Source organism: Streptomyces sp. NPDC111516 (genome assembly GCF_055635345.1).
The window spans coordinates 367733-393379 of sequence record NZ_JBVKBV010000003.1 but is presented as its reverse complement, the minus strand read 5'-3'; the positions used below and the strand labels follow the sequence as shown (position 1 = coordinate 393379).

The 25647-nt window shown below is 70.1% G+C and carries 26 protein-coding genes, 1 tRNA gene and 1 pseudogene; 18 read left to right on the top strand and 10 right to left on the bottom strand.

Annotated elements, in window-relative coordinates; genetic code table 11:
- Positions 1–6: 6 nt before the first annotated feature.
- Entirely contained in the window at positions 7–1965 is a 1959-nt protein-coding gene (locus tag ACZ7L9_RS09775; RefSeq protein WP_471414011.1) for an HYR domain-containing protein, read from the bottom strand.
- Between the two features lie 290 nt (positions 1966–2255).
- Positions 2256–2882: a helix-turn-helix transcriptional regulator gene (locus tag ACZ7L9_RS09770; RefSeq protein WP_471414010.1), complete on the bottom strand. Its 627-nt coding sequence runs from the start codon at positions 2880–2882 to the stop codon at positions 2256–2258.
- 211 nt (positions 2883–3093) lie between these two features.
- On the opposite strand from ACZ7L9_RS09770, the gene ACZ7L9_RS09765 reads away from it, so the two are divergent.
- Positions 3094–4428 (top strand): COG1470 family protein, encoded by a 1335-nt coding sequence (locus tag ACZ7L9_RS09765; protein ID WP_471414008.1) that lies wholly within the window; start codon positions 3094–3096, stop codon positions 4426–4428.
- 6 nt (positions 4429–4434) lie between these two features.
- On the opposite strand, the gene ACZ7L9_RS09760 is transcribed toward ACZ7L9_RS09765, so the two are convergent.
- Positions 4435–5265 (bottom strand): eCIS core domain-containing protein, encoded by an 831-nt coding sequence (locus ACZ7L9_RS09760; RefSeq protein WP_471414006.1) that lies wholly within the window; start codon positions 5263–5265, stop codon positions 4435–4437.
- Between the two features lie 187 nt (positions 5266–5452).
- Between ACZ7L9_RS09760 and ACZ7L9_RS09755 the strand changes: the two genes are divergently transcribed.
- The 3 genes from ACZ7L9_RS09755 (at position 5453) to ACZ7L9_RS09745 (ending at position 7405) form a co-directional block, all read left to right on the top strand.
- On the top strand, positions 5453–6070 hold the full coding sequence (locus ACZ7L9_RS09755) for an HhH-GPD-type base excision DNA repair protein (RefSeq protein ID WP_471414005.1): 618 nt from the start codon (positions 5453–5455) through the stop codon (positions 6068–6070).
- A gap of 261 nt (positions 6071–6331) precedes the next feature.
- Entirely contained in the window at positions 6332–6628 is a 297-nt protein-coding gene (locus ACZ7L9_RS09750) for a type II toxin-antitoxin system VapB family antitoxin (protein ID WP_072488263.1), read from the top strand.
- Positions 6629–6817: 189 nt separating this feature from the next.
- The gene (locus ACZ7L9_RS09745; RefSeq protein WP_471414140.1) at positions 6818–7405 is read left to right on the top strand and encodes a LytR C-terminal domain-containing protein; all 588 of its coding nucleotides are present in this window, start codon (positions 6818–6820) and stop codon (positions 7403–7405) included.
- Positions 7406–7469: 64 nt separating this feature from the next.
- On the opposite strand, the gene upp is transcribed toward ACZ7L9_RS09745, so the two are convergent.
- Positions 7470–8105, bottom strand: coding sequence for a uracil phosphoribosyltransferase (upp, locus tag ACZ7L9_RS09740; protein ID WP_093900065.1), 636 nt, complete (start codon positions 8103–8105; stop codon positions 7470–7472).
- Between the two features lie 102 nt (positions 8106–8207).
- Between upp and ACZ7L9_RS09735 the strand changes: the two genes are divergently transcribed.
- The 9 genes from ACZ7L9_RS09735 (at position 8208) to ACZ7L9_RS09695 (ending at position 13993) form a co-directional block, all read left to right on the top strand.
- The gene (locus ACZ7L9_RS09735) at positions 8208–8435 is read left to right on the top strand and encodes a hypothetical protein (protein WP_471414003.1); all 228 of its coding nucleotides are present in this window, start codon (positions 8208–8210) and stop codon (positions 8433–8435) included.
- A 187-nt stretch (positions 8436–8622) separates the two neighbouring features.
- Entirely contained in the window at positions 8623–9195 is a 573-nt protein-coding gene (locus ACZ7L9_RS09730) for a tRNA adenosine deaminase-associated protein (RefSeq protein WP_471414138.1), read from the top strand.
- Positions 9196–9354: 159 nt separating this feature from the next.
- Entirely contained in the window at positions 9355–9783 is a 429-nt protein-coding gene (gene tadA / locus ACZ7L9_RS09725) for a tRNA adenosine(34) deaminase TadA (protein ID WP_471414001.1), read from the top strand.
- 45 nt (positions 9784–9828) lie between these two features.
- Positions 9829–9913 (top strand) — tRNA-Ser (locus ACZ7L9_RS09720).
- Between the two features lie 479 nt (positions 9914–10392).
- Positions 10393–10557: a hypothetical protein gene (locus ACZ7L9_RS09715; RefSeq protein ID WP_471414000.1), complete on the top strand. Its 165-nt coding sequence runs from the start codon at positions 10393–10395 to the stop codon at positions 10555–10557.
- A gap of 9 nt (positions 10558–10566) precedes the next feature.
- The gene (locus ACZ7L9_RS09710) at positions 10567–10860 is read left to right on the top strand and encodes a Dabb family protein (protein WP_389984150.1); all 294 of its coding nucleotides are present in this window, start codon (positions 10567–10569) and stop codon (positions 10858–10860) included.
- Between the two features lie 197 nt (positions 10861–11057).
- Positions 11058–11942, top strand: a complete 885-nt coding sequence (locus ACZ7L9_RS09705; RefSeq protein WP_471413999.1) for an RNA polymerase sigma factor SigF — start codon at positions 11058–11060, stop codon at positions 11940–11942.
- A 236-nt stretch (positions 11943–12178) separates the two neighbouring features.
- On the top strand, positions 12179–13045 hold the full coding sequence (locus ACZ7L9_RS09700; protein ID WP_471413998.1) for an RNA polymerase sigma factor SigF: 867 nt from the start codon (positions 12179–12181) through the stop codon (positions 13043–13045).
- Positions 13046–13135: 90 nt separating this feature from the next.
- The gene (locus ACZ7L9_RS09695; RefSeq protein ID WP_471413996.1) at positions 13136–13993 is read left to right on the top strand and encodes a hypothetical protein; all 858 of its coding nucleotides are present in this window, start codon (positions 13136–13138) and stop codon (positions 13991–13993) included.
- 41 nt (positions 13994–14034) lie between these two features.
- On the opposite strand, the gene ACZ7L9_RS09690 is transcribed toward ACZ7L9_RS09695, so the two are convergent.
- A complete protein-coding gene (locus tag ACZ7L9_RS09690) occupies positions 14035–14244 on the bottom strand; it encodes a hypothetical protein (protein ID WP_471413995.1) in 210 nt (69 codons plus the stop codon).
- A gap of 446 nt (positions 14245–14690) precedes the next feature.
- On the opposite strand from ACZ7L9_RS09690, the gene ACZ7L9_RS09685 reads away from it, so the two are divergent.
- From ACZ7L9_RS09685 to ACZ7L9_RS09670, 4 genes and pseudogenes are all read left to right on the top strand, one after another.
- Positions 14691–15212, top strand: coding sequence for a MarR family winged helix-turn-helix transcriptional regulator (locus tag ACZ7L9_RS09685; RefSeq protein WP_471413993.1), 522 nt, complete (start codon positions 14691–14693; stop codon positions 15210–15212).
- A gap of 104 nt (positions 15213–15316) precedes the next feature.
- Complete coding sequence (locus ACZ7L9_RS09680) at positions 15317–17716, top strand: MFS transporter (protein ID WP_471414137.1); 2400 nt, start codon at positions 15317–15319, stop codon at positions 17714–17716.
- Positions 17717–17871: 155 nt separating this feature from the next.
- Positions 17872–18687 carry a YceI family protein gene (locus tag ACZ7L9_RS09675; RefSeq protein ID WP_471413992.1) on the top strand — a complete coding sequence of 272 codons (816 nt, stop codon included), beginning with the start codon at positions 17872–17874 and terminating at the stop codon, positions 18685–18687.
- 7 nt (positions 18688–18694) lie between these two features.
- Positions 18695–18913: pseudogene (locus ACZ7L9_RS09670) on the top strand (pyridoxamine 5'-phosphate oxidase family protein); the annotation flags it as partial.
- A gap of 143 nt (positions 18914–19056) precedes the next feature.
- Here ACZ7L9_RS09670 and ACZ7L9_RS09665 read toward each other — a convergent pair.
- Entirely contained in the window at positions 19057–19824 is a 768-nt protein-coding gene (locus ACZ7L9_RS09665; protein ID WP_471413991.1) for a TetR/AcrR family transcriptional regulator, read from the bottom strand.
- A 122-nt stretch (positions 19825–19946) separates the two neighbouring features.
- Positions 19947–21476, bottom strand: a complete 1530-nt coding sequence (locus ACZ7L9_RS09660; RefSeq protein ID WP_471413990.1) for an MFS transporter — start codon at positions 21474–21476, stop codon at positions 19947–19949.
- A gap of 133 nt (positions 21477–21609) precedes the next feature.
- Between ACZ7L9_RS09660 and ACZ7L9_RS09655 the strand changes: the two genes are divergently transcribed.
- On the top strand, positions 21610–22479 hold the full coding sequence (locus ACZ7L9_RS09655; protein ID WP_471413989.1) for an endonuclease/exonuclease/phosphatase family protein: 870 nt from the start codon (positions 21610–21612) through the stop codon (positions 22477–22479).
- Between the two features lie 180 nt (positions 22480–22659).
- Here the strand turns inward: ACZ7L9_RS09655 and ACZ7L9_RS09650 are convergent, their stop codons facing one another.
- The 3 genes from ACZ7L9_RS09650 to ACZ7L9_RS09640 all read right to left on the bottom strand — a co-directional run bounded on the left by ACZ7L9_RS09650 (position 22660) and on the right by ACZ7L9_RS09640 (position 25340).
- Positions 22660–23400 carry a response regulator transcription factor gene (locus tag ACZ7L9_RS09650; protein WP_471413987.1) on the bottom strand — a complete coding sequence of 247 codons (741 nt, stop codon included), beginning with the start codon at positions 23398–23400 and terminating at the stop codon, positions 22660–22662.
- 101 nt (positions 23401–23501) lie between these two features.
- A complete protein-coding gene (locus ACZ7L9_RS09645; RefSeq protein WP_471413986.1) occupies positions 23502–24380 on the bottom strand; it encodes an amidohydrolase family protein in 879 nt (292 codons plus the stop codon).
- Between the two features lie 78 nt (positions 24381–24458).
- A complete protein-coding gene (locus ACZ7L9_RS09640) occupies positions 24459–25340 on the bottom strand; it encodes a DUF2797 domain-containing protein (RefSeq protein ID WP_471414134.1) in 882 nt (293 codons plus the stop codon).
- Between the last annotated feature and the right edge of the window lie 307 nt (positions 25341–25647).

Below are 25647 nucleotides of genomic sequence, written 5' to 3'. Positions count from 1 at the left end.
AGGCGCTCATGCGCGACCCGCGAAGTCCGGTGGCTGAAGATTCCGCTGCACCACCAGGACCGGTTTCTGCAGCCGGTCGAGGTCGCGCGAGTCCGCCCTCAGCTTGCGCGGACCCAGCTTGTCCTTGCGCAGGACCAGGACCTGCACCTCGAAGGTGCCGTCGCGGCCCACCGTGGCGGTCGCTCCCCCGGGGGTGATGCCGGTGTTCCACGTGAAACGTACGGTCGCTCCCGGCGGGTAGTCCTTGCCGCGGGCCAGCACCGGCTGGCCCGGCTTGGCGACCTGCGGGGTGACGGTCAGCGAGGGCTTCAGGACGCGCAGCCGGTCGGTGTCCTGGTTGTTGGCCTTGCGGCGGTCCGGCAGAGTGCCGCGCACGGTGGCCCGTACGTCCCCGGTGATCGCCGCGCGGTACGTCGCGGTCTGGGTCACCTCGATGCGGCCACCGGCCGGGATGGTGCACGGTTTCGCCGCTGTGCAACGGGTCAGCGCGGGCAGGCTGCGGTCCTTCCCCTTGGACGGTTTCGGCCAGGTGGAGCCGATGACCACGCCGGTCGCCGGGTCCGGACCGGCATTGGTGATGACGAAGCGCGCACGGGCCGGGCGGCCGGTGTACGTACGGTCCGGGCTGACGTCGACCTTCATCGCCACATCCGCCGAGGGCAGGACGGGGGCCTCCAGGACCTCGATCTCCGCCGTGTCCGTCCCCGTGTTGCCCGCCGAGTCGGTCGCCGAGCAGGTCACCGTGGTGCGTCCGACCGGGAAGAGGGAACCGGAGGCAGGGGTGCAGGTCACCGGAAGCGTGCCGTCGGTGGCGTCCTGGGCGGTGGCGTCGTACGTCACTCGCGCGCCCTTCTTGTCCTTGGCCCGGACGGTCAGGTCGTCCACGGTGACGACGGGCGCGTCGATGTCGTTCACATCGATGTTGATCTGTTCCTGGAAGTCGGGATCGGCCGCCGCGGCCGGCCCGATCGTGTCCGTACCCGGGGACTGAGTGCCCATCAGGAACTGGACGGTGCAGGTCAGCCGGGTGCCTTGGGGCGCGTCCGCGGAGACGTCGATGTTCTCGGCGAAGTGCGCCGTGTCCCCGCTGGTGAGCTGCTGAGTGGGTGGGTCGAGGCTGACGGACAGATGCGGATCGCAGTTGTCGAGGCGGTAACTCACATTGGTGGGGAGGTTGCGGAACCCCTCGATGATGGCGTCCACGACGTCATCGCCCTCGATGCCTTCGATCATCCGGCCATTGGTGGCGGTCGCCAGTCGCAGGGCCTGGTCCGGATCATGTTTTTTGTCATTGGGGTACTCGGGTATCTGACCGTTGCCGTTGAGGCCGTCGCCCTTGTCACTGGTCAGACCGACCGCGATCAGCCGCACCCCCGCGTCCTGAAGGGCGAACTCGGCGTCGCTGAACGACCGGCCGTTGCTGGGGTCGTGGCTCGACGCGTCACCGACCAGCACGACGACGGGGCTGGAGTCGGGACGGAACACGGTCTTTCCGTCACCACCGTTGGCCAGCTTCCACAGGGCGTAGATCCAGTCCTCGGGCGGGCCGATGCTGTAGCTGCCCATGTCGGCCTTGAGCTGGTCGACGCCCGTCTGCACCTCGCCCAGGTCGTAGGTCAGTCCTTGCAGCACCTTGAAGCCGGCGTCGGGGTCCACCTGCTGGTCGCCGAAGGTGGCCACGGCGAAGCGCGAATCCGCCTGCTCGTCGCGGATCGCCTTCGTGATCTCGGGGATCCGCTCCCTCACCCGCTGGATGGGGACCTCCATGCTGCCCGTGCCGTCCACCAGCAGGATCACATCGGGCCTCGGCGGAATCGCCGGCGTACGCACCTGCTTGTCCACGCCCGTGGAGCCGCCCGGGTCGACCGCGTCGGTGAACTCGGCGGGAGTGACCCAGGGTTCGGGCTCCGCCACCGACGGCGCCCCCGACGTGACGGCCGAACCGGGGGCGATGCCGGTGGCCACGAGAAGTAACGCAAGGGCCGGGACCCGGAGCGCGGTGAGGGTGCGGCGCGAAGCGGACGGCCTGGTCCGGGTCGATCCGTCCCGCCGCGACCGCGGCACCCGCCGAAGCGGCTGGAACCAGCGCACGGAAGTCCTCCCCCACCCTCGCCCGATCGGCATACCGGACGTCAGGGTCCTGCACCGGCGGCGGACGCACAGCGGTGCGGGAGTCACACCCTCGGGAAGCCCACGCTGCCCTTTCGTGCAGCGGGGGATCTACCGAAGTGCCGCGCGAACCCGCGCGGGTCGGCTCAGATCAGCCCTTGCCGCATCGCGTACGCCACCGCATGCGACCGGTTCCGCAATTGCAGCCGGGTCATCACCGAATGCAGCACGTTCTTGATCGTGCGCTCGGAATAGGCCAGCTTCGTCGCGATGTCGGCGGTGTCGTACCCCTCCGCGACCAGGCGCAGCACATCCACCTCGCGGGCCGCGAGACCGGTGAAGTGCAGTCCGCGCGGACCGAGCACCTGTCCCTGGAGGCGTCCGACCTCCTCCAGCAGCCTGCCCAGCAGGTCGGACGGGAGATGGCCTTCCCCCCGCGCCACCGTCCTGATGACCTGGACCAGATGCTCCGGGGTCGACTCGGAACGCCTGACCACACCGGCGACACCGCACTCCGCGGCGCTCACCAGCTTCTGCTCGTCGATGTCCGTGGTGACGAGGACGGTGCGTGAGGTGCTGGTCCGCTGGATGTGGCGCAGCATCGTCAGCACCTCGTCATCGACCGCGTCCACGACGACGACCACGATCTGGGGTGAGGAGTCGCCCTCCCCCCAGTCCGTCACGCTGACCTCCGGCCGGGCTCGTAACTGACTGGCCACGCCCGCCTGTGAGATCGGATCCTGGGCCCGTAATGCGACAGTGATGCGCTCCATGGCAATGCTCCCCCTGGGCAACAGCCGATGGCATCACACTGAACACAACCAACACGGCTGTTCTGGTGTGCCTCATTCGTCTTGAGGCGGTCAAAAGATTCCCGCGTATACCTACAGGGAAACAAGAAAGCCGATCCGGGCACAGAATCTGCCCGGAAGTGTTCCTTCACGGCCGATGTCGACGTTCGGCGCCGACCCTACGGTGCGCCCTATGAGTCTCACGGCAAGCCTCGACGATTCGTCCGTCACTGCCGCACCGGGCGAGGAGACGGCCCTCCCCCTGCGGATCCTCAACTCCGGCAGCACCGTCGAGGAATACCGCTTCGAGGTGGTCGGCGCCTGTGCCGACTGGTCGACGGTGGAGCCGGCGACCCTGTCGCTGTATCCGGGCGACACCCAAGCCGTTTCTCTCGTCCTGCGTCCGCCCCGCGACTCGACCGTACTCACAGGGGAGACGCCCTTCGGGATCCGGGTGGTGCCCACCAGCGAGCAGGGCGACACGGTGGTGCCCGAGGGACGGGTGACCGTACTCCCGTTCACCGAGACGACCGCCGAGCTGGTACCGCGCAGCTCGCACGGTGCGTGGCGCGGCAGGCACCAACTCGCCGTCGACAACCGGGGAAACACCCCCGCGACCGTGCGGCTGGGGGCCCGGTCGGGTACGGAGCGGGCCCGGGTCACGTTCGCGGCGGACACGCTGCAGATCGCGCCCGGCCGGGCAGAGTTCGGAAGGCTGCGGATCCGGCCGGCGAAGCGCGTGTGGCGTGGTACACCGGTCACGCATCCCTTCCAGGTCGTCGCCACGCCGGACGTGGCGGAGGGTCAGGACCCGGTCGCGCCGGTGGTCCTGGACGGTTCGTACCAGCAGGAGCCGATCCTGCCGCGCTGGCTTCCCCGGGCCCTCATCACCGCGGCTGTGTTGCTGATCGCGCTGGTCGGGCTCTGGTACGCGCTGCTGCGACCGGCCGTGAAGTCGGCGGCCCGGGAGGCGATCACGCCGGAAGCGGTACGGTCCGCCGCCGCGGCCGACAAGAGCAACGCCCCGAGCCCCGGCCCCACGGCCGGGGCGGATTCGGGCGGCGGCGACTCCTCCGGTGCGAACGGCGCCTCACCGAAGCCGAGTACCTCGCCGAACCCCGGCGCGTCCGACGGCGCCTCCGACGGCTCGGCGGCCGCCGCCCCGACCAGTGCGCAGGTGCAGGTCAAGGACTCGGTGGGCGGTGGGTCGAACACCTCGACGGCCCTGCAGGTGCCCACCGGGCACACCTTCCAGCTGACCGACATCGTGGTCCAGAACCCGCAGGGCGACGCGGGCACGCTCGTGGTCTCCTCCGGGCGGGACACGCCCGTGCTCCGGCTCGCGCTGGAGAACTTCCGCGACTCCGACTACCACTTCGTCACGCCGATCCTGGTGCCCGCCGGTGGCAAGGTCACGATGACCGTCGACTGCCGGAAGGTGGGCAAGCCGGTGAACGCGCCGACGCCTTCGCGGTGTGCGGAGTCGCTGTTCCTCGGCGGCACGATGCGGACGGACACCGCGGGCTGACTCCGGTCAGGCGGGCGGGGCCTCTTCTTCCTCCTCTTCGGCCCCTTCCTTCGCCCGTTGGACGAAGGAGCCCTGCACATCGGCGGGTTGCTCGTCCTCGTCCTCCGTCGCCGCCCGCTGCACAGCGGGGGACGCGACCGGGGGTGCCTCATGCCCTGCCGCGCCGGCTGGAGCCACTTGAGCCGAATCCGACGCCGGAGCCGGGTCCGACAGCACCCGGTCGGCGTTCGCGACGGCCTCCCGCTCGAAGCGGTCGGACGGGTCACTCACCCGGATACCGCCCGGCGCCTCCGTACCCTCCACCGGGCCGTTGCGCTGCTGAATCACATGGGTGAGCTCATGGGCGAGCGTGGTGCGGCCCTGCGGCGAGGACGGATCGTACGCGTCACGCTGGAAGACGACGTTGTTGCCGACCGTGTACGCGTGGGCGCCCACGCCCTTCGCCGACTCGTGCGCGGCGGAGTCGGTGTGGATGCGCACATCGGAGAAGTCCGCGCCCATCCGCCCCTCCAGGTCGGTGCGGGTATCGGTGTCCAGGGGCTGCCCGCCGCCGGACGAGATCACGTTGTGCACGGGGGAGCGCTCGTCCTCCTCCTGCCTCTGGAGCATCGATCCCACGGCGCTGTTGCCGACCGCCCGTTGGAGCACGCTCATGCCGCCGGCGCCGACCACATCGGCCCGCCCCGCGGCCGCCGCACGGTAGAGGTGCGGGGTGTCCGCGGCCTCCCGGCCCCCGGCCGCCCTCGCTTCGTGCGGGGCGTCGTCGTGGACCTGCTCCTGGCCGTACCCGTGATCACGCTCGTGGTCGTGTTCCTGGTCCCATTCCTGTGCGTGCATCGTCGTCTCTCCTGACCGCGCCCCGGTCGAAGGCGCGTCGTGATGGCCTCACCACTCCACCTTCACGACGTGCCACTGCCTCGTCCAGCCCGGATCCCGCCGGCCGGGGGCAGCCGCCGCTGCCCCTTCGGGCACCCGGGACGCGCTCGAGTGGCCGGGCCACTCCACCGTCGGGATGATCGAAGGCATGACCAAGAGCGACAAGGACCAGGACATCACCCTGCGGATCGCCCAGGAGCCGGCGGCGGACGAGCTCCTGGCGCGCAGCCCGCTCGCCGCTCTGGTCGGCATGCTGCTGGACCAGCAGGTGCCGATGGAATGGGCCTTCTCCGGCCCGTACGCCCTGGCCGTACGGATGGGCGGAGACGACCTGGACGCCCATGAGATCGCCGCCTGCAACCCGGAGGCCTTCGTCGAACTCTTCACCACCAAACCCGCCCTGCACCGCTATCCGGGCTCCATGGCCAAGCGGGTGCAGCAGTTGTGCCAATACCTGGTGGCGGAGTACGACGGCGACGCGAGCGCGGTGTGGAGCGATGTCTCCACCGGGGCCGAGCTGCGAAAACGGCTGAACGCCCTGCCGGGGTTCGGCACGCAGAAGGCGCAGATCTTCCTGGCTCTGCTGGGCAAGCAGTTCGGGGTCCGGCCGACGGGCTGGCGGGAGGCGGCCGGACCGTATGGCGAGGCGGGCTCGCACCGGTCGGTCGCCGACATCACCGGCCCGGACTCACTCGCCGAGGTCCGCGCGTACAAGCAGCAGGCCAAACAGGCGGCCAGGGCGGCCAAACGCGCAGCCGAGCAGTAGACGAGCCCGAGTAGACGACACCGAGTTGACGACGCGCTACGACGCCGCGCGCAGACAAGAGCGCCGCGCGCCCGCCGCCGAGAACATCTCCTGCGCCGGCAACACTCCGGCGCCGCCGGTGTCCGAACCCGCGCCTCCACCCGTGCCGTGCCACTCATCACGGCCACCATTCCGGAATGCCTGTGTTTATGGCGATATCACCAGCACCGCAGTCCCGTCGCATGGCTGCGCCCGGGGGCTCTTGCCCGGTAGGCTTTCCGTGTGATCTTCAAGCGCATCGGAAATGGGCGGCCATATCCCGACCACGGCCGGGAAAGCACCCGGCAGTGGGCGGATGTCGCGCCGCGCCCGGTCCGCCTCGATCAGCTGGTGACCACCAAGGGCAACCTGGACCTGGAGACCCTCCTCGCCGAGGACTCGACGTTCTACGGCGACCTGTTCGCGCACGTCGTGAAGTGGCAGGGCGACCTCTACCTGGAGGACGGACTGCACCGCGCGGTCCGCGCCGCGCTTCAGCAGCGCCAGGTACTCCACGCCCGGGTGCTCGAACTCGGCTGACGAAGGCTCGCGGGTGCGCCGCGGAATCCCCGCGGAGCCCCGTACGGACTCGCAAGCCCTGTGGACGGCCCGCTCCGGGTTCGTTCGGGTGCTTTCGCACCCGGACGGGTGCGATCCATTGATCATTTAGTAGGCATCATCACCGGGCCGCACTACGCTGCGCCCATGAGCATGCTCACTCCCCCCGGCATGGGCGGAAAGTACCGCATCACGGGCGACAAGTACCCGCGCATGCGCCGCCCTCGGCGTCGCGGCAAACTGATCCTCGCTGCCACCGCTTCCGTGGTCGCCCTCGGGCTGGCCGGATGGGGCACGATGCAGCTCATCGACGTCTTCACGGGCGGCGACAGGAAGGCCAGCGCCGCCGACCACAAGACGGACTGCCCGTCAGCCAAGCCGCCCGCGAAGGCGCTGCCGAAGCCCGCGAAGATCACCGTCAACGTCTACAACGCGACACCGCGCAGCGGCCTCGCCAAGAAGGCAGCCGACGAGCTGAAGAAGCGCGGCTTCACCATCGGCAAGGTGGGGAACGCCCCGGCCGCGTACGACAAGAAGGTCGCCGGCCCGGGGGTGCTGCTCGGCGCTCCGTCGGCCACGAACGGCTCGTTCCCGGTCCTCGGCACGCAGTTGCAGGGGGCCGTCCTCAAGACCGACGCCCGCCGGACGGCGGACGTCGATCTGATTCTCGGTACGAAGTTCACGGCGTTCAGCACGCCCCGGTCGGCCGCCGATGCGCTCACGGCCCTTACGAATCCGTCCCCCGCACCGTCCTGCTGACGGCTGCCGGGCCGGGCCCCGGCAGCCCGGCACGACTCGCTCGGGCCTGATCCGGACAAAGGTCCTAGTCGACCGTGCCGTACATCCGGTCGCCCGCGTCACCGAGGCCCGGGACGATGTAGCCGTTCTCGTTGAGCCGCTCGTCGACCGAGGCGGTGACCACGGTCACCGGCGTACCCGCCAGCTCGCGCTCCATCACCTCGACGCCCTCGGGCGCCGCGAGGAGCACGACCGCGGTGACATCGTCCGCACCGCGCTTGATCAGCTCCTGTATGGCCGCGACCAGCGTGCCGCCGGTGGCCAGCATCGGGTCCAGGACGTACACCTGGCGGCCCGAGAGATCCTCCGGCATCCGCGTCGCGTACGTGGACGCCTGGAGCGTCTCCTCGTCGCGGATCATGCCCAGGAAACCCACCTCGGCGGTCGGCAGCAGCCGCACCATGCCGTCGAGCATGCCGAGACCGGCCCGCAGGATCGGTACGACCAGCGGCCGCGGGTGCGACAGCTTCACACCGGTCGTCGGTGTGACCGGGGTCTCGATGTCGACCTGTTCGGTGCGCACATCCCGGGTGGCCTCGTAGGCGAGCAGGGTGACCAGTTCGTCGGCGAGCCGCCGGAAGGTCGGGGAGTCGGTGCGCCTGTCGCGCAGGGTGGTGAGTTTGTGCGCGACCAGTGGGTGGTCGACGACGTGGATCCGCATGGGCTCAACAGTAACCGGGCCTCCCGCACTCGTGCGCTGGCATCAACCGCACGTTCGGAGGGAAGGTGGTGGCATACGACCCAGCCTTGGGGTGATGAGCCGATGCCGGACAGTGAACAGCGGGAGCGGGACCAGCCGGACACGCCGGTCCCGCAGGACGCCGAGGACTCGCAGGACCCGCAGGAGACCGAGGCGGCGCGCCGCAGGCGGCGCGCCCACTTCCTGCGCGAGCTTCATGAGGCGAAGGCGCTCCGCGACCGGGTCCAGCCACGCCGGGTGCGAGCCGCCCGGATGCGCCAGGCCATGCGGATGCGGACCTTCCGCTGGTAGGTCGGACGGCGGCCCGGCGTCCCCCTGGTGGCGGCGTCCAGGAGAACTGATGGCCGACGCAACGGCCGAACTCCTCTCGCAAAGGCCTTGTTTCTGCCACGATTCCGATGGGCGGGACGCAGGACAGCCGGACCACCGACTGCCCTCCCGCCGGACCGACGCCCCTATGACCAGTGGGAGAGTCACGGTGTACTTCGCCGCACTGCTCGCGCGCACCGAAGACGGGTGGGAAGCGAGCGACACGGAACTCGACGATGTGGAGACCCTGTCCGACCTGACGGATCTGGCCCGCGAGGCCTCGGTGGACGAGGACACGGTGCTCGTCTTCATCGAGCAGGAGGACGCCTGGTTCGGCATCCTCCGGGTGGACGGTGAGGAAGACCCCCGTATCTTCATCTCGGACGCCACCGCCGCCGCCCGCTCCTCGTACGGGGAGATCCTGCTCACCGATGAACTGCTCGGCCGCGAACCCGGGGCCGACGACACGATTGCCGCCCTCGAAGAGCTCGTCGGCCTCGACGGTACGGAGGACGGCGAACCGGACATCACCCCCGACAACGACAACGACAACGACGACACCAACGACGATGACGACGACGGACTCGATGCCGACGCCGTACCGGCGGGCCCGCTCGGTGACACCGGGGTCCTGGCCGACCTCGGGCTCCCCGAGGCGGAGCTGCTCATGCTGCGTACGGACGCACTGGTGGAGATCGCGGACGCGCTGGGTGCGGCCGAGGTCATGGAGGCTGTCCGTTAGGGTCCGCGGGTGAGCGAACCACCGCACCCGCAAGGACCACCGGCACCGCGTGAACCACGCGAACCGCGTGAACCACGCGAACCGTGCGAGCCCACAAGAGGCCCGCACGACCCCCTAGAAGATCCGCACGATCCCGTAAGAGACCCGTGGCGGGCGCACATGCGCCGCGCCCTGGCCGAGGCCGACCTGGCGGCGCGGGCCGGCGATGTGCCGGTCGGCGCCGTCGTACTCGGCCCGGACGGCACCCTGCTCGCCACGGGACACAACGAACGCGAGGCGACCGGCGACCCGACCGCGCACGCCGAGGTCCTCGCCCTCCGCCGTGCCGCGGCGGCACTCGGCCGGTGGCGGCTGTCCGGATGCACCCTGGTGGTCACCCTGGAGCCCTGCACGATGTGCGCGGGGGCACTGGTCCAGGCCCGCGTGGACCGGGTGGTCTACGGAGCGCGCGACGAGAAGGCGGGCGCGGCGGGCTCGCTCTGGGACGTCGTACGCGACCGACGGCTCAACCACCGCCCGGAGGTGATCCACGGAGTGCTGGAGGACATCTGCGCCGACCGGCTGACGGCGTTCTTCCGCGACCTCTGACATCGGATTTCTGTCCACGCTCCCCGATGGTCTAAGCTCTGTCTCGGTAGCGTGTCCGAGCGGCCGAAGGAGCTCGCCTCGAAAGCGAGTGTGGGGAAACTCACCGAGGGTTCAAATCCCTCCGCTACCGCTCTTGTGAAGGGCCCGGCGTATCGCGTCGGGCCCTTCGAGTTTTCCGCACCGACTCGTACCGACTCGTCCCGATACGCACGCGGACCGGCTGCCGGCCCGGGCGCGACGGTCGTCGTACCGGGACCACAACCGGTCCGCGAAGTCCTGGTCGGGGGAAGCGGCATCGGGGGGACAAGCCGCTTCCCCCGGGAAGAACAGGCCGTTCAAGCCCTCGCCGCGGTCAGGGGGGAAAGCTCGCGGCGAGGACCCCACAGTGACGGTCCTGTCCCTCGCCCCTCGGAATTCCTGCCGGATCCGCGGGGCCCAGCCTCCATCCTGCGGCTTCGCAGAGGCCCCGCGAGCGGGCAAAGGACCCCGATGGCCGGGCCCTTGGTCCTTAAAGGCCCTGTGAGTGGTCGGAAACCACAGAGGGATACGGCCATTCGTGCGGATAGACTCGCCCGACTGCACAGGGGATCGAAGGGGAGGCAGGGGCTGATGGTGCAAGCGAAGAAGATAGCTCTCTACGTGATAGTCGGCTTCGTGGCGTACACGATCATCACGTCCCCGGCCCGGGCGGCGGAACTTGTCCAGGTAGGGTTCGAGGGCATTTCGAGTGCCGCACAGGGCGTCGGCGACTTCATGTCCGAGCTCGTGAAGTAGGAGTACCCCATGATCCGCCATCTGGTCCTGTTCAAGCTGAACGACGGCGTCGAGCGGGACGACCCGCGGGTCGTCGCCGGGGCGCAGGCCTTCCGGGAACTGGAGGGGCAGGTCCCCGAGCTGGAGTTCTGGGAGTGCGCCTGGAACATCACCGACCGGCCGATCGCGTACGACTTCGCCATCAACTCCGCGGTCGCCGACGAGGACGCCCTGAAGCGCTACATCGAGCATCCGGCCCATCAGGCCGCCGCCGCTCAGTGGCGCGCGTTCGCCACCTGGGTGATTGCCGACTATCCGTTCTGATCCGCCTGCTCCGCCTGCCGTAGCCGGTCCCCCGAGCCCCTCACCATTGCGGTGAGGGGCTTTTCTTAGTGTTTAAACCAAGTTGATCCCAACACGACGCTATGCGGTGCTTGCACACAGTGGACATGTCTTGTGATGCTATGACCGCTTTTGACGGATGAGTTGACCGAAGTTGACCGCAAAGGGGTGGCGTCATCGTGCCGGCCAGTACAGCGCCTCAAGTGCCTCCCCAGACCGTCCAGACCGCCGAGACGGCCCAAGCAGCCCGGACGGTCCAGACCGAGACCCCCGACAGCACCGCGACGACGCCCGGCAGGACCAGGGGCGCCGACACCAGGGCACTGACCCAGGTCCTCTTCGGACAGCTCAAGAACCTGGAGCCGGGCACTCCGGAGCACGGCCGGGTACGGGCCGCGCTGATCGAGGCGAACCTGCCCCTCGTGCGGTACGCCGCCGCGCGCTTCCGGAGCCGCAACGAGCCGATGGAGGACGTCGTCCAGGTCGGCACGATCGGCCTGATCAACGCCATCGACCGGTTCGACCCCGAACGCGGTGTCCAGTTCCCGACCTTCGCGATGCCGACCGTCGTGGGCGAGATCAAGCGGTACTTCCGGGACAACGTACGCACGGTCCACGTCCCGCGTCGGCTGCATGAACTCTGGGTCCAGGTCACCGGCGCCACCGAGGACCTGACGACCGCTCATGGCCGCTCGCCCACCACTGCGGAGATCGCCGAGCGGCTGAAGATCTCCGAGGACGAGGTGCTGGCCTGCATCGAGGCGGGCCGCTCCTACCACGCGACCTCACTGGAGGCCGCCCAGGAGGGCGACGGTCTGCCCGGACTGCTGGACCGGCTCGGCTACGAGGACCCGGCCCTGGCCGGGGTCGAGCACCGTGACCTGGTCCGGCACCTGCTCGTACAACTGCCCGAACGCGAACAGCGCATCCTGCTGCTGCGCTACTACAGCAATCTGACGCAGTCGCAGATCAGTGCGGAACTGGGGGTCTCCCAGATGCACGTGTCAAGGCTGCTGGCCCGTAGCTTCGCCCGACTTCGATCCGCAAACAGGATCGAGGCCTAACCGGTTCGGGTAGAGCACTCGAAGTTCGGTTCGGACGGCCGGAATTGCGTCACACCCCCCGTTAACTGCGCAGATGCGACAAAGACTTGTCGACATGTCACTACAGCGTGTTGCCGACATGTGACATTCTGCGGGAACCGCGTTTGCCGTGGCCCCGCCTCCGGTATTCAGGTGGAGGCTGCGTTCCTCCGATGGTCGCGGCTCCACGCGACCGACCGCGACCTCAAGGGGGTGGCATGTCCGCAGAACAGGGCAGCTCGAAGGTGCTCACGCTCACGAAGAGCGCACCCGCACCCGTTGTGCTCACCAGCTCGCCGGAAGCCATCGACACCCGCACCCTGTCCCGCTCCCTGTTCCTGCGGCTCGCCGCGCTGGAGCCCGTACCGGGCCCCGACGGAACGGACAGCCCGGAGCGTGCCTATGTACGGGACACACTCATCGAGCTCAACCTCCCGCTGGTGCGGTACGCCGCGGCACGGTTCCGCAGCCGCAACGAGCCGATGGAGGACATCGTCCAGGTCGGCACGATCGGCCTGATCAAGGCGATCGACCGGTTCGACTGCGAACGAGGCGTGGAATTCCCGACGTTCGCGATGCCGACCGTCGTCGGGGAGATCAAGCGCTTCTTCCGCGACACCTCGTGGTCGGTGCGCGTCCCGCGCCGGCTCCAGGAGCTGCGCCTCGCGCTGACCAAGACCAGCGACGAGCTCGCCCAGAAGCTCGACCGTTCGCCGACCGTGCCGGAGCTGGCCAAGGCCCTCGGCGTCTCCGAGGAGGACGTGGTCGACGGCCTGGCCGTCGGCAACGCGTACACCGCCTCCTCGCTGGACTCGCCCTCGCCCGAGGACGACGGCGGCGAGGGCTCCCTGGCGGACCGGCTGGGGTACGAGGACTCGGCGCTGGAGGGCGTCGAGTACCGCGAGTCGCTCAAACCGCTGCTGGCCAAGCTTCCGCCGCGCGAACGCCAGATCATCATGCTGCGGTTCTTCGCCAACATGACCCAGTCGCAGATCGGCGAGGAGGTCGGCATCTCGCAGATGCACGTCTCGCGCCTGCTGACCCGTACGCTCGCCCAGCTCAGGGAAGGGCTCATCGCCGACTAGGCCCTGTCCTGCCGATCTTCTAAGCGCCGCGGACCGCAGCACCGCGGCGCAAGGCTTCCGATTTGACGGACCGTCAGCCACACTGGCGCGATGCGACGTCAGATACGCGACTCGACCGGCCGCCGGGGCTCCGTGATCGCCGCCTCGGCGGCCGTGCTGTGTCTGGGCGGCACGCTGGCCGCCTGCGGCGGCGGTACGGCGAACGACGGCTACGTGGCGATCGGCGCGGCGGGCACGGGCCCGGAGAGACCGCTTTCCGGGGCGGTGGCGCCGTCGGGGAAAGTGACGTTGGTGCCGCTCGGCAGGGGCGGCAAGGACGGCGAGCACGGCAAGGGCGACAAGGGCGGCGGGAGTGCCGGGGGCCGGACCGACGGCGGGCCCTCGCCGGACGCCTCCGCCGACGGTTCCGCCGACGGTTCCGCCGACGGGGGTACAGGCGCCGCGGGCGGCAGAACCGGCCGGACGCCGGGGGCTCCCGGCACGGCAGGTGCGGGCAGCACGGGCGGAACGGGCGGTACGAGCAGCGGAAGCGGTAGCAAGAGCGGAGGCGGCAGTACGGGCGGCTCAGGCGGTACGGGAAGCGGCTCCACGGACCCCGCGCCCCCATCCGCACCCGCACCCGGCTCCACCCCGCCCGCGGGGCCTGCCGTGCTGGTGGTGGGCGCCCCGGAGCGGGCGGCCGCGGACGAGCGCTGGTGCGAGAAGGTGACCGTGGAGTTCCGTAACACCGGAGGATCACCGGCGCGGTCCGGGACGGTCACCTTCGCCACGCACGTCATCGGCGGGCTGGGGATCGACTGGGCGACCGTCGAGTCGTCCGCGCCGCTGCCCGCGCCGATCGACGCGGGAGCCGCACGGACGAAGACGTACACCGTCTGCGTGGACGCCTGGCGGGTGCCCCTGGGGATGCATGTCGAGACCCGGGAGGTCACCGCCGTATTGAAGTGACGGGTGGAGGCGGAAGCGCTACGGGGAAACCGGTGCGCCGGTCAGCCGAGCGCGAGCCAGGCGACCGCCCCGAGGACCACGATCACCGCGACGACGACGGCGATCACTCCGGTCCTCGGTCCGGCCGAAGCGGCCGGCTGCTGCCGGCGCTGCGGCTCGCCCTCGTCGACGAAGGCGCGGAACATCTGAGTACTGCCGGCCGGGTCGTTATTGCCCTCGGGGCCCTGCGGGGCGTGGGGGATATTTGCCATGGGCCAGGACCCTAGCGAACTCGGCGTTACGGCCCAACCCCCGGGTCACCGAAGGACCGTGGCCGGAAGCGGGGACCGGCTCCGGGAGCGACGCGCACCCCGCCGCGAAGTCTGTGCGAAAGGGGCGTATACCCCGCGTACCGGCGCCCCGTGCACCGCGCGTACCCGCGTCCCCGCGCAGCGCGTGCCCCCCATCGCCCCAGCACCCCTGCGTGCGCCGCGGGACCGCCGCGCACGCGCCCTGGAACGCGCACCCGATCGCCCCACCTGTGGCAGGAGACACACCCGCCCCGGCCCTCCCCCCGCACGCTGGGCGTTTGACCCGAGCCCTACGCAGCCTTTTGCGTTCCTTTACTTCTGCAAGCCCTCTTTCGTTTGCCTTCAGCAACCAACGGCTTCTATGGTTGCCCTAAGCAACAAGATGTACCGAGATGTCTGGGGGGCCCGTGGCCGTACGAAGTCAGTACGAAGAACTGGCCCGGCAGCTCAGCGCCGTCGGAGTCGTCAAGCGGGGTCTTGCCCGCATGCTGCCCCCCGAATGTCCTGGCGGCTCCGCCGCCGTACTGGCACTCCTCCGTGAGCACGGCGAAATGCGGATCAGCAGGCTCGCCGAGCTGATGGCCGTCGACATGTCCGTGACCAGCCGCCATGTCGCCCATGTGGCAGAGCACGGCTGGATCGAGCGGTCCTCGAACCCGGCGGACAAGCGGTCCCGCATCCTGCGGCTGACCCCCGCCGGACACGACCTGCTCATCGAGCTGAACCAGCGGATCACGGAACTGTTCGTCCACAACCTCTCCGACTGGTCCGACGACGAAGTCGGACAGCTCATCACGCTGCTCGCCCGGCTGCGCACCAGTTTCGACTGCCGCGGCCCCGGGGAGTGCGCCCCGGGAAAGCACATCGGCGACTGTCGCCCGCGGCCCGCCGGCAGCGACAACGACCTGCACACCCGTACACCTGTGTAACAGAAGCAAAGACAAGGAACTCAATGGCTACGACCACACCAGCCGGTGTGCGGGGCGGCCACGCCAAGCACGGGGGATCTTCCGACACCCCGTCCGGCGCGCCGATGACTCACCGTCAGATCATGGAAGCGCTGGCCGGGCTGATGCTCGGTATGTTTGTCGCGATCCTGTCGTCGACGGTCGTCTCCAACGCCCTTCCGGAGATCATCTCCGACCTCGGCGGCGGCCAGAGCGCCTACACCTGGGTCGTCACGGCCTCGCTGCTGGCCATGACCGCCACCACCCCCCTGTGGGGCAAGCTCTCCGACCTGTTCAGCAAGAAGCTGCTGGTCCAGATAGCGCTCCTCATCTACGTCGCGGGCTCGGTCGTCGCCGGTCTCTCGACCAGCAGCGGCATGCTGATCGCCTGCCGTGTCGTCCAGGGCATCGGCGTCGGCGGGCTCTCCGCCCTCGCGCAAATCGTGATGGCCGCCATGATCGCCCCGCGTGAGCGCGGTCGCTACAGCGGATACATCGGTGCGGTGTACGCCGTCGCCACCGTCGGTGGTCCGCTGCTCGGCGGTGTCATCACCGACACCAGCTGGATGGGCTGGCGCTGGTGCTTCTACGTCGGTGTGCCGTTCGCCGTCATCGCGCTGATCGTGCTCCAGAAGACCCTGAAGCTCCCGGTCGTGAAGCGTGAGGTCAAGGTCGACTGGACCGGCGCGTTCTTCATCAGCGCCGCCGTGTCGCTGCTGCTCCTCTGGGTCACCTTCGCGGGCGACAAGTACGACTGGCTGTCCTGGCAGACCGGCGTGATGCTCGCCGGATCCGCCGTGCTGGCTCTGGTCTTCATCGCCGTCGAGTCCAAGGCGAGCGAGCCGATCATCCCGCTGCGCCTCTTCCGTAACCGCACCATCACGCTGGCCTCGCTGGCCTCGCTGTTCGTCGGTATCGCGATGTTCGCGGGCACCGTCTTCTTCAGCCAGTACTTCCAGCTGGCGCGCGGCATGTCGCCGACGATGTCCGGTGTCATGACGATCCCGATGATCGCGGGCCTGTTCATCTCCTCGACCGTCTCCGGCCAGATCATCACCAGGACGGGCCGCTGGAAGGCCTGGCTGGTCACCGGTGGCTTCCTGGTCACCGCCGGGCTCGGGCTGCTGGGCACCATCCGGTACGACACCACGTACTGGCACATCGCGGTCTTCATGGCCGTCATGGGTCTCGGCATCGGCATGATGATGCAGAACCTGGTGCTCGCCACGCAGAACCAGGTCGCTCCGTCCGACCTCGGCTCGGCCAGCTCCGTCGTCACCTTCTTCCGTTCCCTCGGTGGTGCGATCGGCGTCTCGGCGCTGGGCGCCATCATGGCGAACCGCGTCACCCACTACGTCAAGGACGGCCTCGCGGAGCTCGGTCCCAAGGGCGCTGCCATGGGCCACGGCGGCACCGGCGGTGGGGGCATCCCCGACGTGCAGGCGCTGCCCGAACCGTTCCGCACGGTCGTCGAGAGCGCCTACGGTCACGGTGTCGGCGATGTCTTCCTGTACGCCGCCCCGGCCGCGCTGATCGCCTTCCTGATCACCATCTTCATCAAGGAGGTCGCGTTGAAGAAGAACGCCGTGAGCGACGCCCCGGCCACGGCCGAGGCCCCCGTCGCGGAGGCGGTCGAGGCTCCGGCCACCGCTCCGTCCTCCCCGGTGGTGTCCCCGGCCGCATCGGTCACCACCCTGGAAGCCCCCGTCGCCACCCTGCAGGGCACGGCCGTGCACGGTGTGGTGCGCGGCTCCGAAGGTGCGCCCGTCGCCCGGGCCGCCGTCACGCTGATCTCGCTGGCCGGCCGGCAGCTGGGGCGCTCCGTCGCCCAGGCCGACGGCAGCTACGGTCTGGACGCGCCGGGCTCCGGCTCCTACGTCCTGATCGCGTCCGCCGACGGCTTCCAGCCGCAGGCGTCCACCGTGGTCGTCGGTGACGAGCCGCTCTCGTACGACATCCTGCTCTCCGGTACGAGCGGTCTGGCCGGGATCGTGCGGACCGCCGAGACCGCCGCGCCCGTCGCGGGCGCCATGGTCATCGTGACCGATGTGCGCGGCGATGTGCTGGCCACCGGAAACTCCGGTGAGACGGGCGAGTTCACCTTCGGTGGGCTGGTCCCCGGTTCGGTGACCGTCGCGGTGAACGCCGCCGGGTTCCGTCCGCTGGCGCTGCCGGTGGAGATCGGCGGCCAGGGCGTCACCCGGATCGAGGCCGCGCTGCAGTCCGGTGCGCTGGTGCAGGGTGTCGTGCGGGCCGGTTCCGGCCGGCGGCCACTGCCGGACGCGCGGGTCACGCTGGTCGACGCGGCGGGCAATGTGGTCGCCACCTCGACGACCGGGGAGGACGGGGCGTACGCCTTCACCGACCTGGACGCGGGCGAGTACTCGGTCATCGCGACCGGCTACCCGCCGGTGGCCGGCGCACTGACCGTGGCCGGTCGCGGGGTCGACGGCCACGACATCGAGCTCGCCCACCCCGGCGAGTAACCACAGACCCCTGGCGGGTCGGCGTTTCGAGCGGAGACGCTGTACCGGCCGGTGGAAATGGGCCCCGGTGGTGGGGACGGCAGGCAGGGGACGGCCTGCCGTCCCCTGCCCCGGGGCCCGACTCATTGAGTCATTGAGCAAGGAGAGAAAACGGGATGGGACTTCGCGCACAGGTACGTACGCGGGACGGCTGGGCGGTCCAGCACGCGGTCGTGACGGTCACCGACATGACCGGCGCGCAGGTGCTGCGGGCCACCGCCGACGAGGACGGGGCGGTGCGGACCGAGACCCCGCTGCCGGCCGGCGCGTACACGGTGATCGTCACGGCGGTCGGGTACGCCCCCGCCGCCTCCACCGCCCTCGTCACGGCGAGCGGGCGGGTCGAGGCCGGCACGGTGGTGCTGGCCCGCCAGGGCGGCGTGGAGCTGCCGCCGCCGGGCGTCTGGTCGCTGGACCCGGCGCACTCCTCGGTGGGCGCGGTCGCGCAGCACCTGGGGATCTCCAGCGTGCACGGCCGGTTCACCGAGTTCGGCGGCCGGATCGAGATCGCGGAGGACGTACAGCAGTCGCGGGTCGACGCCGTCATCGGCGCGGCCAGCATCGACACCGGCAACGGCATGCGCGACAAGCACCTGCGCTCGCCCGACTTCCTGGACGCGGACCAGTTCCCGGAGATCACGTACCGCTCGAACGGCCTGACTCCGGCGGGCCCCGACCGCTGGCTGGTCCACGGCGAGTTGACGATGCACGGCATCGTGCGCCCGGTCGACCTGAACCTGAGCTACCTCGGGACGGGCCCGGACCCGTGGGGCGGGGTGCGCGCGGCGTTCAGCGCGACGGCGGAGCTGCGCCGCGAGGACTTCGCCATGAACTACAACCAGGTGGTGCAGGCGGGCATCTCCGCGATCGGTACGACGCTGCGGGTGGGGCTCGACATCCAGGCCGTGCAGGGTGAGTCCCTGCCGTCGTAGTCCGGCGTGGGTGCAGATCGACGGCTCGGCCGAGGTGATCGATTCACCTGATTCGGTCGAGCCGCTCGTCGAGTACTTCCGGAACATCTCGGGTGAGCACCCGGACTGGGACGAGTACCGGGCGGCAATGGTGAAGCAGGGGAAGTCGATCAACCGGATCACCCCGGAGCGGTGGGGTCCGGTCGCCACCGGCGGCTTCCCCGCCCATCTGGCGTCCGGCAGCTGACGGCCGGATGCGCGCCCGCACCCGCATACGTGTTCCGGCGCCGGACCTGCTCGCGCGGGCCCGGCTGCCGGCCGCACCGACGGTGGACGCCTCCGTCGTATCCGAGCTCGCCGTCGGCCGTGCGCGGGTACTGAGGGACGAGCTCAGCGGCCCTCGCGGTCCCGCATCGCCTCGATGCCGGCGATCAGCAGGTCCAGGGCGAAGGTGAAGTCCCGGTCGCGCATCTCCTCGACCGTGTCGCCGCCGCGGGCGTCCATCAGGTCCTTCGAGTCCTCGACGATCCGGCTGAGCTGCGGCTGGCTCCGGATGGCGCCCAACGCCTGCTGGAAGAACTCGTCCTGGCTGACCCCCGTCTCCACGCTGCGCTGCACGAAGTGGGCCTCGATGGTGCCGAATCCGTAGACGAACTGGAAGACCGCGGAGAGCGCGCCCGTCTGCTGGTGCAGCGGCAGCCCCGTCGCCCGGATCACGTCCTGGATGGCGTGCGAGAACAGCATCGAGTACGGGCCCATGTTGAGGAAGTGACCGGCGAGCGGGGACACCCAGACATGGCGGACCAGCAATTCCCGGTAGCAGACGGCGAGTTCGCGCAGCCGCTCGTGCCAGTGCGCGTCCTCGCGAGGGGGCGCTATCTCGCGGTAGACCGAGTCGAGGGCCAGCTCCAGCAGATCGTCCTTGGTGTCCACGTACCAGTAGAGGGACATCGCGGTGACGTCCAGCTCGGCGGCGAGCCGGCGCATGGAGAACCTGGCGAGGCCCTCGGCGTCCAGCAGCCGGACCGACGCCGCGGTGATCTTCTCCCGGTCGAGGCCGGCCGGCTGGTCCGATTTACGGGCGCGCGACGGTGTCCGCTGCTCCAACCACACACTGGTCCTGGCAGGGTTCTTCGCACGGTCGGCCGCGGACACCATGGCGTACTCTCCTCGTCTTGCCGGCGGGGCGGATCGGATACGTATCTTTCGCGCGCACGGCCCGGTTGTGTACCTGCGCGCCCGAAGCGGATTCGTACGGTCCGATGCGCCCCGCCTCGATGCTATGCCGCCGTCGCGGCCCCGGCCGAGTCCGCCCGGGTGGATTCCCCCCGCTCCGCACGGCGCAGGAGCGCTGCGGCCAGCAGGCCGCCGGCCAGTACCGCGACCGCCCCGACGAGCTGGCTGGTCTCCAGCCCCGAGGCGAAGGCGTCCGTGATCCGCCCCCGCTCGCCGGCATCGGTGGCCGAGGCCAGTGCGGCAGGCAGCGAGGCGGCCCCGACGGCCGCGGGCACGAGCGTCGCGAACCGGGAGTTGAGCACCGCGCCGAGCACGGCGACCCCGAGGCCGTTGCCGAACTCGGCGAGCGTGCCGTTGACCCCGGCGCCCACGCCCGCCTTCTCCGGCGGAATGGCGCTCATGATCGCGTTGGCCATGGCGGGCATGGCGAGCGCGATGCCCGCGCCCATCACGACCAGGCCGAGCAGCATGCCGCCGTAGCCGTTGCCGCCGAGCAGCGCGATCGCGGCGAGTCCGGCAGCCAGCAGGCTCATCCCGGCCGCGATGGTGACCGGCGTGCCCAGCTTGGGCACCAGCCGCGCGCCCAGCCCGGTGAGGTTCAGGGCGACGACGCTCAGCGCCAGCGGAGCCGTACGCAGACCGGCCTCCAGCGCCCCGTAGCCGAGGACGAACTGGAGCTGCTGGGTGAGCAGGAACAGCGAACCACCCATCCCGAAGGCGACCAGGATCGCGCCCGCGACCGCTCCGATGAACTTCTGGTTCCGGAAGAAGTGCATGTCCAGCATCGGGTACGGGATGTGCAGCTCCCACAGCACGAACCCGGTCAGTACGGCGACCCCGATGAAGGCGGTCAGCAGCACCCGGCCCGACGCCCAGCCGTGCTCCGGACCGGAGATGATCGCGTACACGACGGATGCCATGCCGATGGTGGAGAGCAGCGCGCCGAGCACGTCGGGGCGCTCACTGCTGGGGTTCTTGGACTCCGGGACGAGCCGGATGACGGCGACCAGGCCGATGACGGCGACCGGAATGTTGATCAGGAAGATCGCACCCCACCAGAAGTGGTCGAGCATCACGCCGCCGATCAGCGGTCCGACGGCGAAGCCGAGCGAGCTGACGGTCGACCAGATGCCGATCGCCTTGACCCGCTCGGAGTCGTCGAAGATCTGCACGACGACGGCCAGGGTCGTCGTCATCAGCAGCGCACCGCCGATGCCCATGCCCGCGCGGGCGGCGATCAGCTGCGCGGACGACTGGGCCAGCCCGGCCACCAGCGAACCGATGCCGAACAGGGCGAGCCCCGCGGTGAGCATCTTCTTGCGGCCGTAGCGGTCGGCACAACTGCCGGCCGTGAGCAGCAGACCCGACTGGACCAGCGAATAGGCGCTGATCACCCATTGCACGTCGGCGGTGGAGGCGTCCAGCTCCCGGGTGAGGGAGGGGATCGCCACATTGAGCACGGTGTTGTCGAGCAGCACGGTGAGTTGGGCAAGGCAGATGACGCCGAGAATCAGCCAGCGTTGCGGATGGCTCGGCGGCGAGAAGTGGTGCTGCTCGGCGGCGGTCGCCGTCATGCGGACTCCTGATCCTGGTTTCTTATACGGTGTACAGGTGCAAGACGTACACCGTATAGCCGCCTCGTACGGTGTACAACTCATTTCCGCGCGATACCGTGCTCGCCGCTGATCCGACAAGGGCTGGAGTGGTATGTCACTGCGTCGTCGTACGGTGGTCGTCCTCATCGCAGCGGGCCTCTCGGGGGCCGTCCTCGCGCCTCCCGCATCGGCCGCCGGGCAGGGATCCGCGGTACCGCTGCGCGTGGTCACGTACAACATCCATGCGGGCGCCGGCATGGACAACGTCTTCGATCTCGACCGGCAGACGGCCGCACTGCGCGCACTGGACGCCGATGTGATCGGGCTCCAGGAGGTCGACGTCCACTGGGGCACCCGCAGCGAGTGGCGCGATCTGGCGGGTGAGCTGGCCGAGCGGCTGCACATGTACGTCTCGTTCGCCCCGATCTACAGTCTCGATCCGGCGGCACCCGGTGCGCCCCGGCGTGAATTCGGAGTCGCGGTGCTGTCCAGGCACCGGATCGTGAGCGCCGAGAACCACGAGATCACCCGGCTCTCCACCCAGGACCCGAACCCGGTACCGGCCCTCGCGCCCGGCTTCGGCGAGGTGGTCCTGCGGGTGAAGGGGCTGCCCGTGCATGTGTATGTGACGCATCTCGACTACCGCGCCGACCCGTCCGTACGGGCCGCCCAGGTCGCCGACACCCGCCGGATCATGGCCGAGGACGAGGCACCGGGGGCCGGGGCGGGGCGGCAGAAGGTGCGGCAGATCCTGCTCGGCGACTTCAACGCGGCACCGGCCGCTCCCGAACTCGCCCCGCTGTGGAAGGAACTGACGGACGTGGAGCCGGGCGGGCCGACGTACCCGGCGCAGGATCCGGCGCAGCGGATCGACTACGTGGCGGTGTCGAAGGATTCCGTACGGGTACGCGACGCGGCGGTGGCCGAGACTCTCGCCTCGGACCACCGCCCGGTTGTCGCGGATCTGCTGCTGCGGCGCTGAGCCGTTGCCCGACTGCTCGCCCAGGTCCTGTCCTGTCGATCTTCGCGGATCGGCCCGGGGCCGCGAAGATCGGCAGGACAGGACCTGGGCGCCGCTCTTCGGCCGGGTCAGGTCGTAGAAGGTGGCGCTGCCGGCCGTGACTTCCGCAGCGTCCACGGCCTCCGCCGCCGGTATGTGCGCCTACTCACCGGGTTTGATGAGATACCCCGCCCCGCGGCGGGTGTGGATCATCGGCGACCGTCCGGCGTCGATCTTCTTGCGCAGATACGAGATGTACAGCTCGACGACGTTCGCCTGCCCGCCGAAGTCGTAGTTCCACACCCGGTCCAGGATCTGCGCCTTGCTCAGCACCCGCCGCGGATTGCGCATCAGGAAGCGCAGCAGCTCGAACTCGGTCGCGGTGAGGTGGATGGACGTACCGCCCCGGCTCACCTCGTGGCTGTCCTCGTCCAGCGCCAGATCGCCGACGACGAGGGTCGACTCGCTGCGCACGGCCGCCGTACCGGACCGCCGGATCAGCCCGCGCAGCCGCGCCACGACCTCCTCCAGGCTGAACGGCTTGGTGACGTAGTCGTCGCCGCCCGCCGTGAGCCCCGCGATCCGGTCCTCCACCGCGTCGCGCGCGGTCAGGAACAGCACGGGGATCTCGGACAGCTCCCGCCGCAGCCTGCCGAGTACGGCCAAGCCGTCCGTGTCGGGCAGCATCACATCGAGGATCACCACGTCGGGCCGGAAGTCGCGCGCCATGCGTACGGCACCGGCCCCGTCGCCGGCGCTGCGCACCTCCCAGCCCTCGTAGCGCAGCGCCATGGAGAGCAGCTCGGCGAGCGGAGCCTCGTCGTCCACCACCAGCACACGGACGGGGGTGCGGTCCGTCCTCAGCAGTTCGGTACGCCCCTGGGGCGAGGTCGTCGTCGTCATGGCCCCACCCTGTGAGGCTCCTCTGAGAGGGCCCTTTCCCGATTCTGTGAATTCCCTGAGAAAACGGCCCTCCACCGACCGTCAGCGCCCTCCCGCACCCGTCAGCGCACGTCGAACAACGCGCTCGCGTTGCCGTGACAGACCGCCCGCAGCCAGTCGTCCCCCAACTCCAGCCGCTCCAGGGCGTGCAGCTGATGCGCGTACGGATACGGGATGTTCGGAAAGTCCGTGCCCAGCAGAATCCGGTCCCCGAGCGCCGCGAGCCGCCCCCGCTCGGCCACTGGGAACGGCATGAAGTCCTCCGTGAAGTCCGTGAAGGCCATCGTCGTATCGAGCCGTACCTCCGGATACGTCTCCGCCAGCTCCAGGAACTCCGCGTACTCCGGCATCCCCATGTGCGCCACGATCAGCCGCAGCCGCGGATGCCGGGCGAGCAGCCGGCCGACCGGTTCGGGACCCGTGTGCTTACCGGGCGCCGGCCCCGAGCCGCAGTGCATCACGACCGGCACCCCGGCCTCCGCGAGCAGCCCCCACACCGGCTCCAGCAGCGGGTCGTTGGCGTCGTACGCGCCCACCTGGACGTGCGACTTGAAGACCCGCGCCCCCGCCTCCACGGCCTCGCGCACGTACCGCTCCACGCCCTCCTCCGGGAAGAACGTCGCGGTGTGCAGGCAGTCCGGCACCCGGTGCGCGAAGTCGGCCGCCCAGCCGTTCAGCCAGGCCGCCATCCCCGCCTTGTGCGGGTAGAGCATCGAGGTGAACCGGAGCACGCCGAACGAGCGCAGCAGCGCGAGACGTTCGTCCTCGTCGTGCCGGTACTCGATCGGCCACTCCATCCCGGTCAGCGGCCCCGCGGAGTCGAAGTACGCCCAGACCTTGTGCAGCACCCGATCCGGCATGAAGTGCGTATGGACGTCGATGATCCCGGGCAGCCCCAGCCGTTCCCGGAACCGTACGACGTCGTCTGCGTCACCACTCATCACTCGCCCCTTTCACCGCCCGGACCCGACGATTCCCACGTCCGCCCCGACGGTTTTGACCATCCGGTCCCGACGATCTCAGAACAGCCCGTCCTGCACGCCGCCGCCCCCGATGTCGGCCACCGGCACGCCCACCCCCGCCCGCGGGTCGGCGCCGCCCAGTTCCCAGCCGGTCATCAGCCGGGTGTCCAGCACCACGACCCCGTGCGTCACCGTCTCCAGATGCAGATCGGGCCCGGCCGCCGCCACCAGCCGCCCCGCGACCACTCCCCCGTCCACCAACTCGGTCACCGCCCACGCCACCTCGACCGCGCCGTCCAGCCCGAACACCCCGGCGTGATCGACCGGCTCGAACGGCAGCCGCTCCAACGATTCCGGCCACCCGGCCCCCTCCAGCGCCGCAGCCCGCGCGTAGAGCTCCGCCACCTCGGCACGCCGCTCCGCCGCCCCCGGCAGCGCCGCGCGCACGGCCCGCTTCCTGGCGTACGGAATCCGGTCCGGCACCCCGAGCGCCGACCGCAGCAGCTCCTCGGTCCGCCGCGCCGCCATCAACGGCCCCCGCCCCAGCCAGCTGAACACCACGGCCCCCTGCTCGCGCAGCCGCGCCGCCTCCCGCTCCTCGGCGGTGATGCCGACCTTCACCATCCCCGGCCCGAACCAGGCGAGATACACGCGGTACGTCCGAGGGTCGTCGGCAATCGTGTCGGCGGCCACCGAGTGCGCCCGGTCCAGCCGCGCACACTCCGGACACCGCGCTCCCGTGCTCCGCCCCGACACCACGGCCCCCACCGGACACGCGTTCCCGCGTGCCCCGGCACAGTGCCGCTGCCCCACGGCCCGGAACCCGAGCTCCGTCCCGTACGCCTGGGCACTAACCCGCACGGCCCCGCCCCGCCGCCACCCCAGCACGGGCACCCCCTGTGCGTCCGGCCATCGCAGTCCGGTGCACTGCCACCCCATGCACCCCATGCGTGAACTCCCGGATTCCGATTCCTGTGGAGGGAAAGCCAAGAGGGCAACCTTCTGATCCGTAGCTCTGGCCGGATCGGTCGGCGACGGCCATTCCGGCCGCTACGAGGCCCCGGAGAGACGGTAGCGGACGGGAACGGTGCCGGGTTGCGGTACTCGGCTGCTGTACGCCGCTCAATGCGGCAAGCGCGCCTTGTCCCCGTAGGCACGAAGGATGAAGCGTTCGATCCGGTCACCGCGATCCACTGCGTCCGGCAGGTCGAACAGCATCGGTCGAGTGGCGCACGGCCGCAGCCCA

Excerpts from the sequence above, each read along its gene's own strand:
- ACZ7L9_RS09770 (WP_471414010.1), bottom strand. The coding sequence starts at position 2,882 with ATGGAGCGCATCACTGTCGCATTACGGGCCCAGGATCCGATCTCACAG.
- ACZ7L9_RS09765 (WP_471414008.1), top strand. The coding sequence starts at position 3,094 with ATGAGTCTCACGGCAAGCCTCGACGATTCGTCCGTCACTGCCGCACCG.
- ACZ7L9_RS09760 (WP_471414006.1), bottom strand. The coding sequence starts at position 5,265 with ATGCACGCACAGGAATGGGACCAGGAACACGACCACGAGCGTGATCAC.
- ACZ7L9_RS09755 (WP_471414005.1), top strand. The coding sequence starts at position 5,453 with ATGACCAAGAGCGACAAGGACCAGGACATCACCCTGCGGATCGCCCAG.
- ACZ7L9_RS09745 (WP_471414140.1), top strand. The coding sequence starts at position 6,818 with ATGGGCGGAAAGTACCGCATCACGGGCGACAAGTACCCGCGCATGCGC.
- upp (WP_093900065.1), bottom strand. The coding sequence starts at position 8,105 with ATGCGGATCCACGTCGTCGACCACCCACTGGTCGCGCACAAACTCACC.
- ACZ7L9_RS09735 (WP_471414003.1), top strand. The coding sequence starts at position 8,208 with ATGCCGGACAGTGAACAGCGGGAGCGGGACCAGCCGGACACGCCGGTC.
- tadA (WP_471414001.1), top strand. The coding sequence starts at position 9,355 with ATGCGCCGCGCCCTGGCCGAGGCCGACCTGGCGGCGCGGGCCGGCGAT.
- ACZ7L9_RS09715 (WP_471414000.1), top strand. The coding sequence starts at position 10,393 with ATGGTGCAAGCGAAGAAGATAGCTCTCTACGTGATAGTCGGCTTCGTG.
- ACZ7L9_RS09710 (WP_389984150.1), top strand. The coding sequence starts at position 10,567 with ATGATCCGCCATCTGGTCCTGTTCAAGCTGAACGACGGCGTCGAGCGG.
- ACZ7L9_RS09700 (WP_471413998.1), top strand. The coding sequence starts at position 12,179 with ATGTCCGCAGAACAGGGCAGCTCGAAGGTGCTCACGCTCACGAAGAGC.
- ACZ7L9_RS09695 (WP_471413996.1), top strand. The coding sequence starts at position 13,136 with ATGCGACGTCAGATACGCGACTCGACCGGCCGCCGGGGCTCCGTGATC.
- ACZ7L9_RS09690 (WP_471413995.1), bottom strand. The coding sequence starts at position 14,244 with ATGGCAAATATCCCCCACGCCCCGCAGGGCCCCGAGGGCAATAACGAC.
- ACZ7L9_RS09680 (WP_471414137.1), top strand. The coding sequence starts at position 15,317 with ATGACTCACCGTCAGATCATGGAAGCGCTGGCCGGGCTGATGCTCGGT.
- ACZ7L9_RS09675 (WP_471413992.1), top strand. The coding sequence starts at position 17,872 with ATGGGACTTCGCGCACAGGTACGTACGCGGGACGGCTGGGCGGTCCAG.
- ACZ7L9_RS09665 (WP_471413991.1), bottom strand. The coding sequence starts at position 19,824 with ATGGTGTCCGCGGCCGACCGTGCGAAGAACCCTGCCAGGACCAGTGTG.
- ACZ7L9_RS09660 (WP_471413990.1), bottom strand. The coding sequence starts at position 21,476 with ATGACGGCGACCGCCGCCGAGCAGCACCACTTCTCGCCGCCGAGCCAT.
- ACZ7L9_RS09655 (WP_471413989.1), top strand. The coding sequence starts at position 21,610 with ATGTCACTGCGTCGTCGTACGGTGGTCGTCCTCATCGCAGCGGGCCTC.
- ACZ7L9_RS09650 (WP_471413987.1), bottom strand. The coding sequence starts at position 23,400 with ATGACGACGACGACCTCGCCCCAGGGGCGTACCGAACTGCTGAGGACG.
- ACZ7L9_RS09645 (WP_471413986.1), bottom strand. The coding sequence starts at position 24,380 with ATGAGTGGTGACGCAGACGACGTCGTACGGTTCCGGGAACGGCTGGGG.
- ACZ7L9_RS09640 (WP_471414134.1), bottom strand. The coding sequence starts at position 25,340 with ATGGGGTGGCAGTGCACCGGACTGCGATGGCCGGACGCACAGGGGGTG.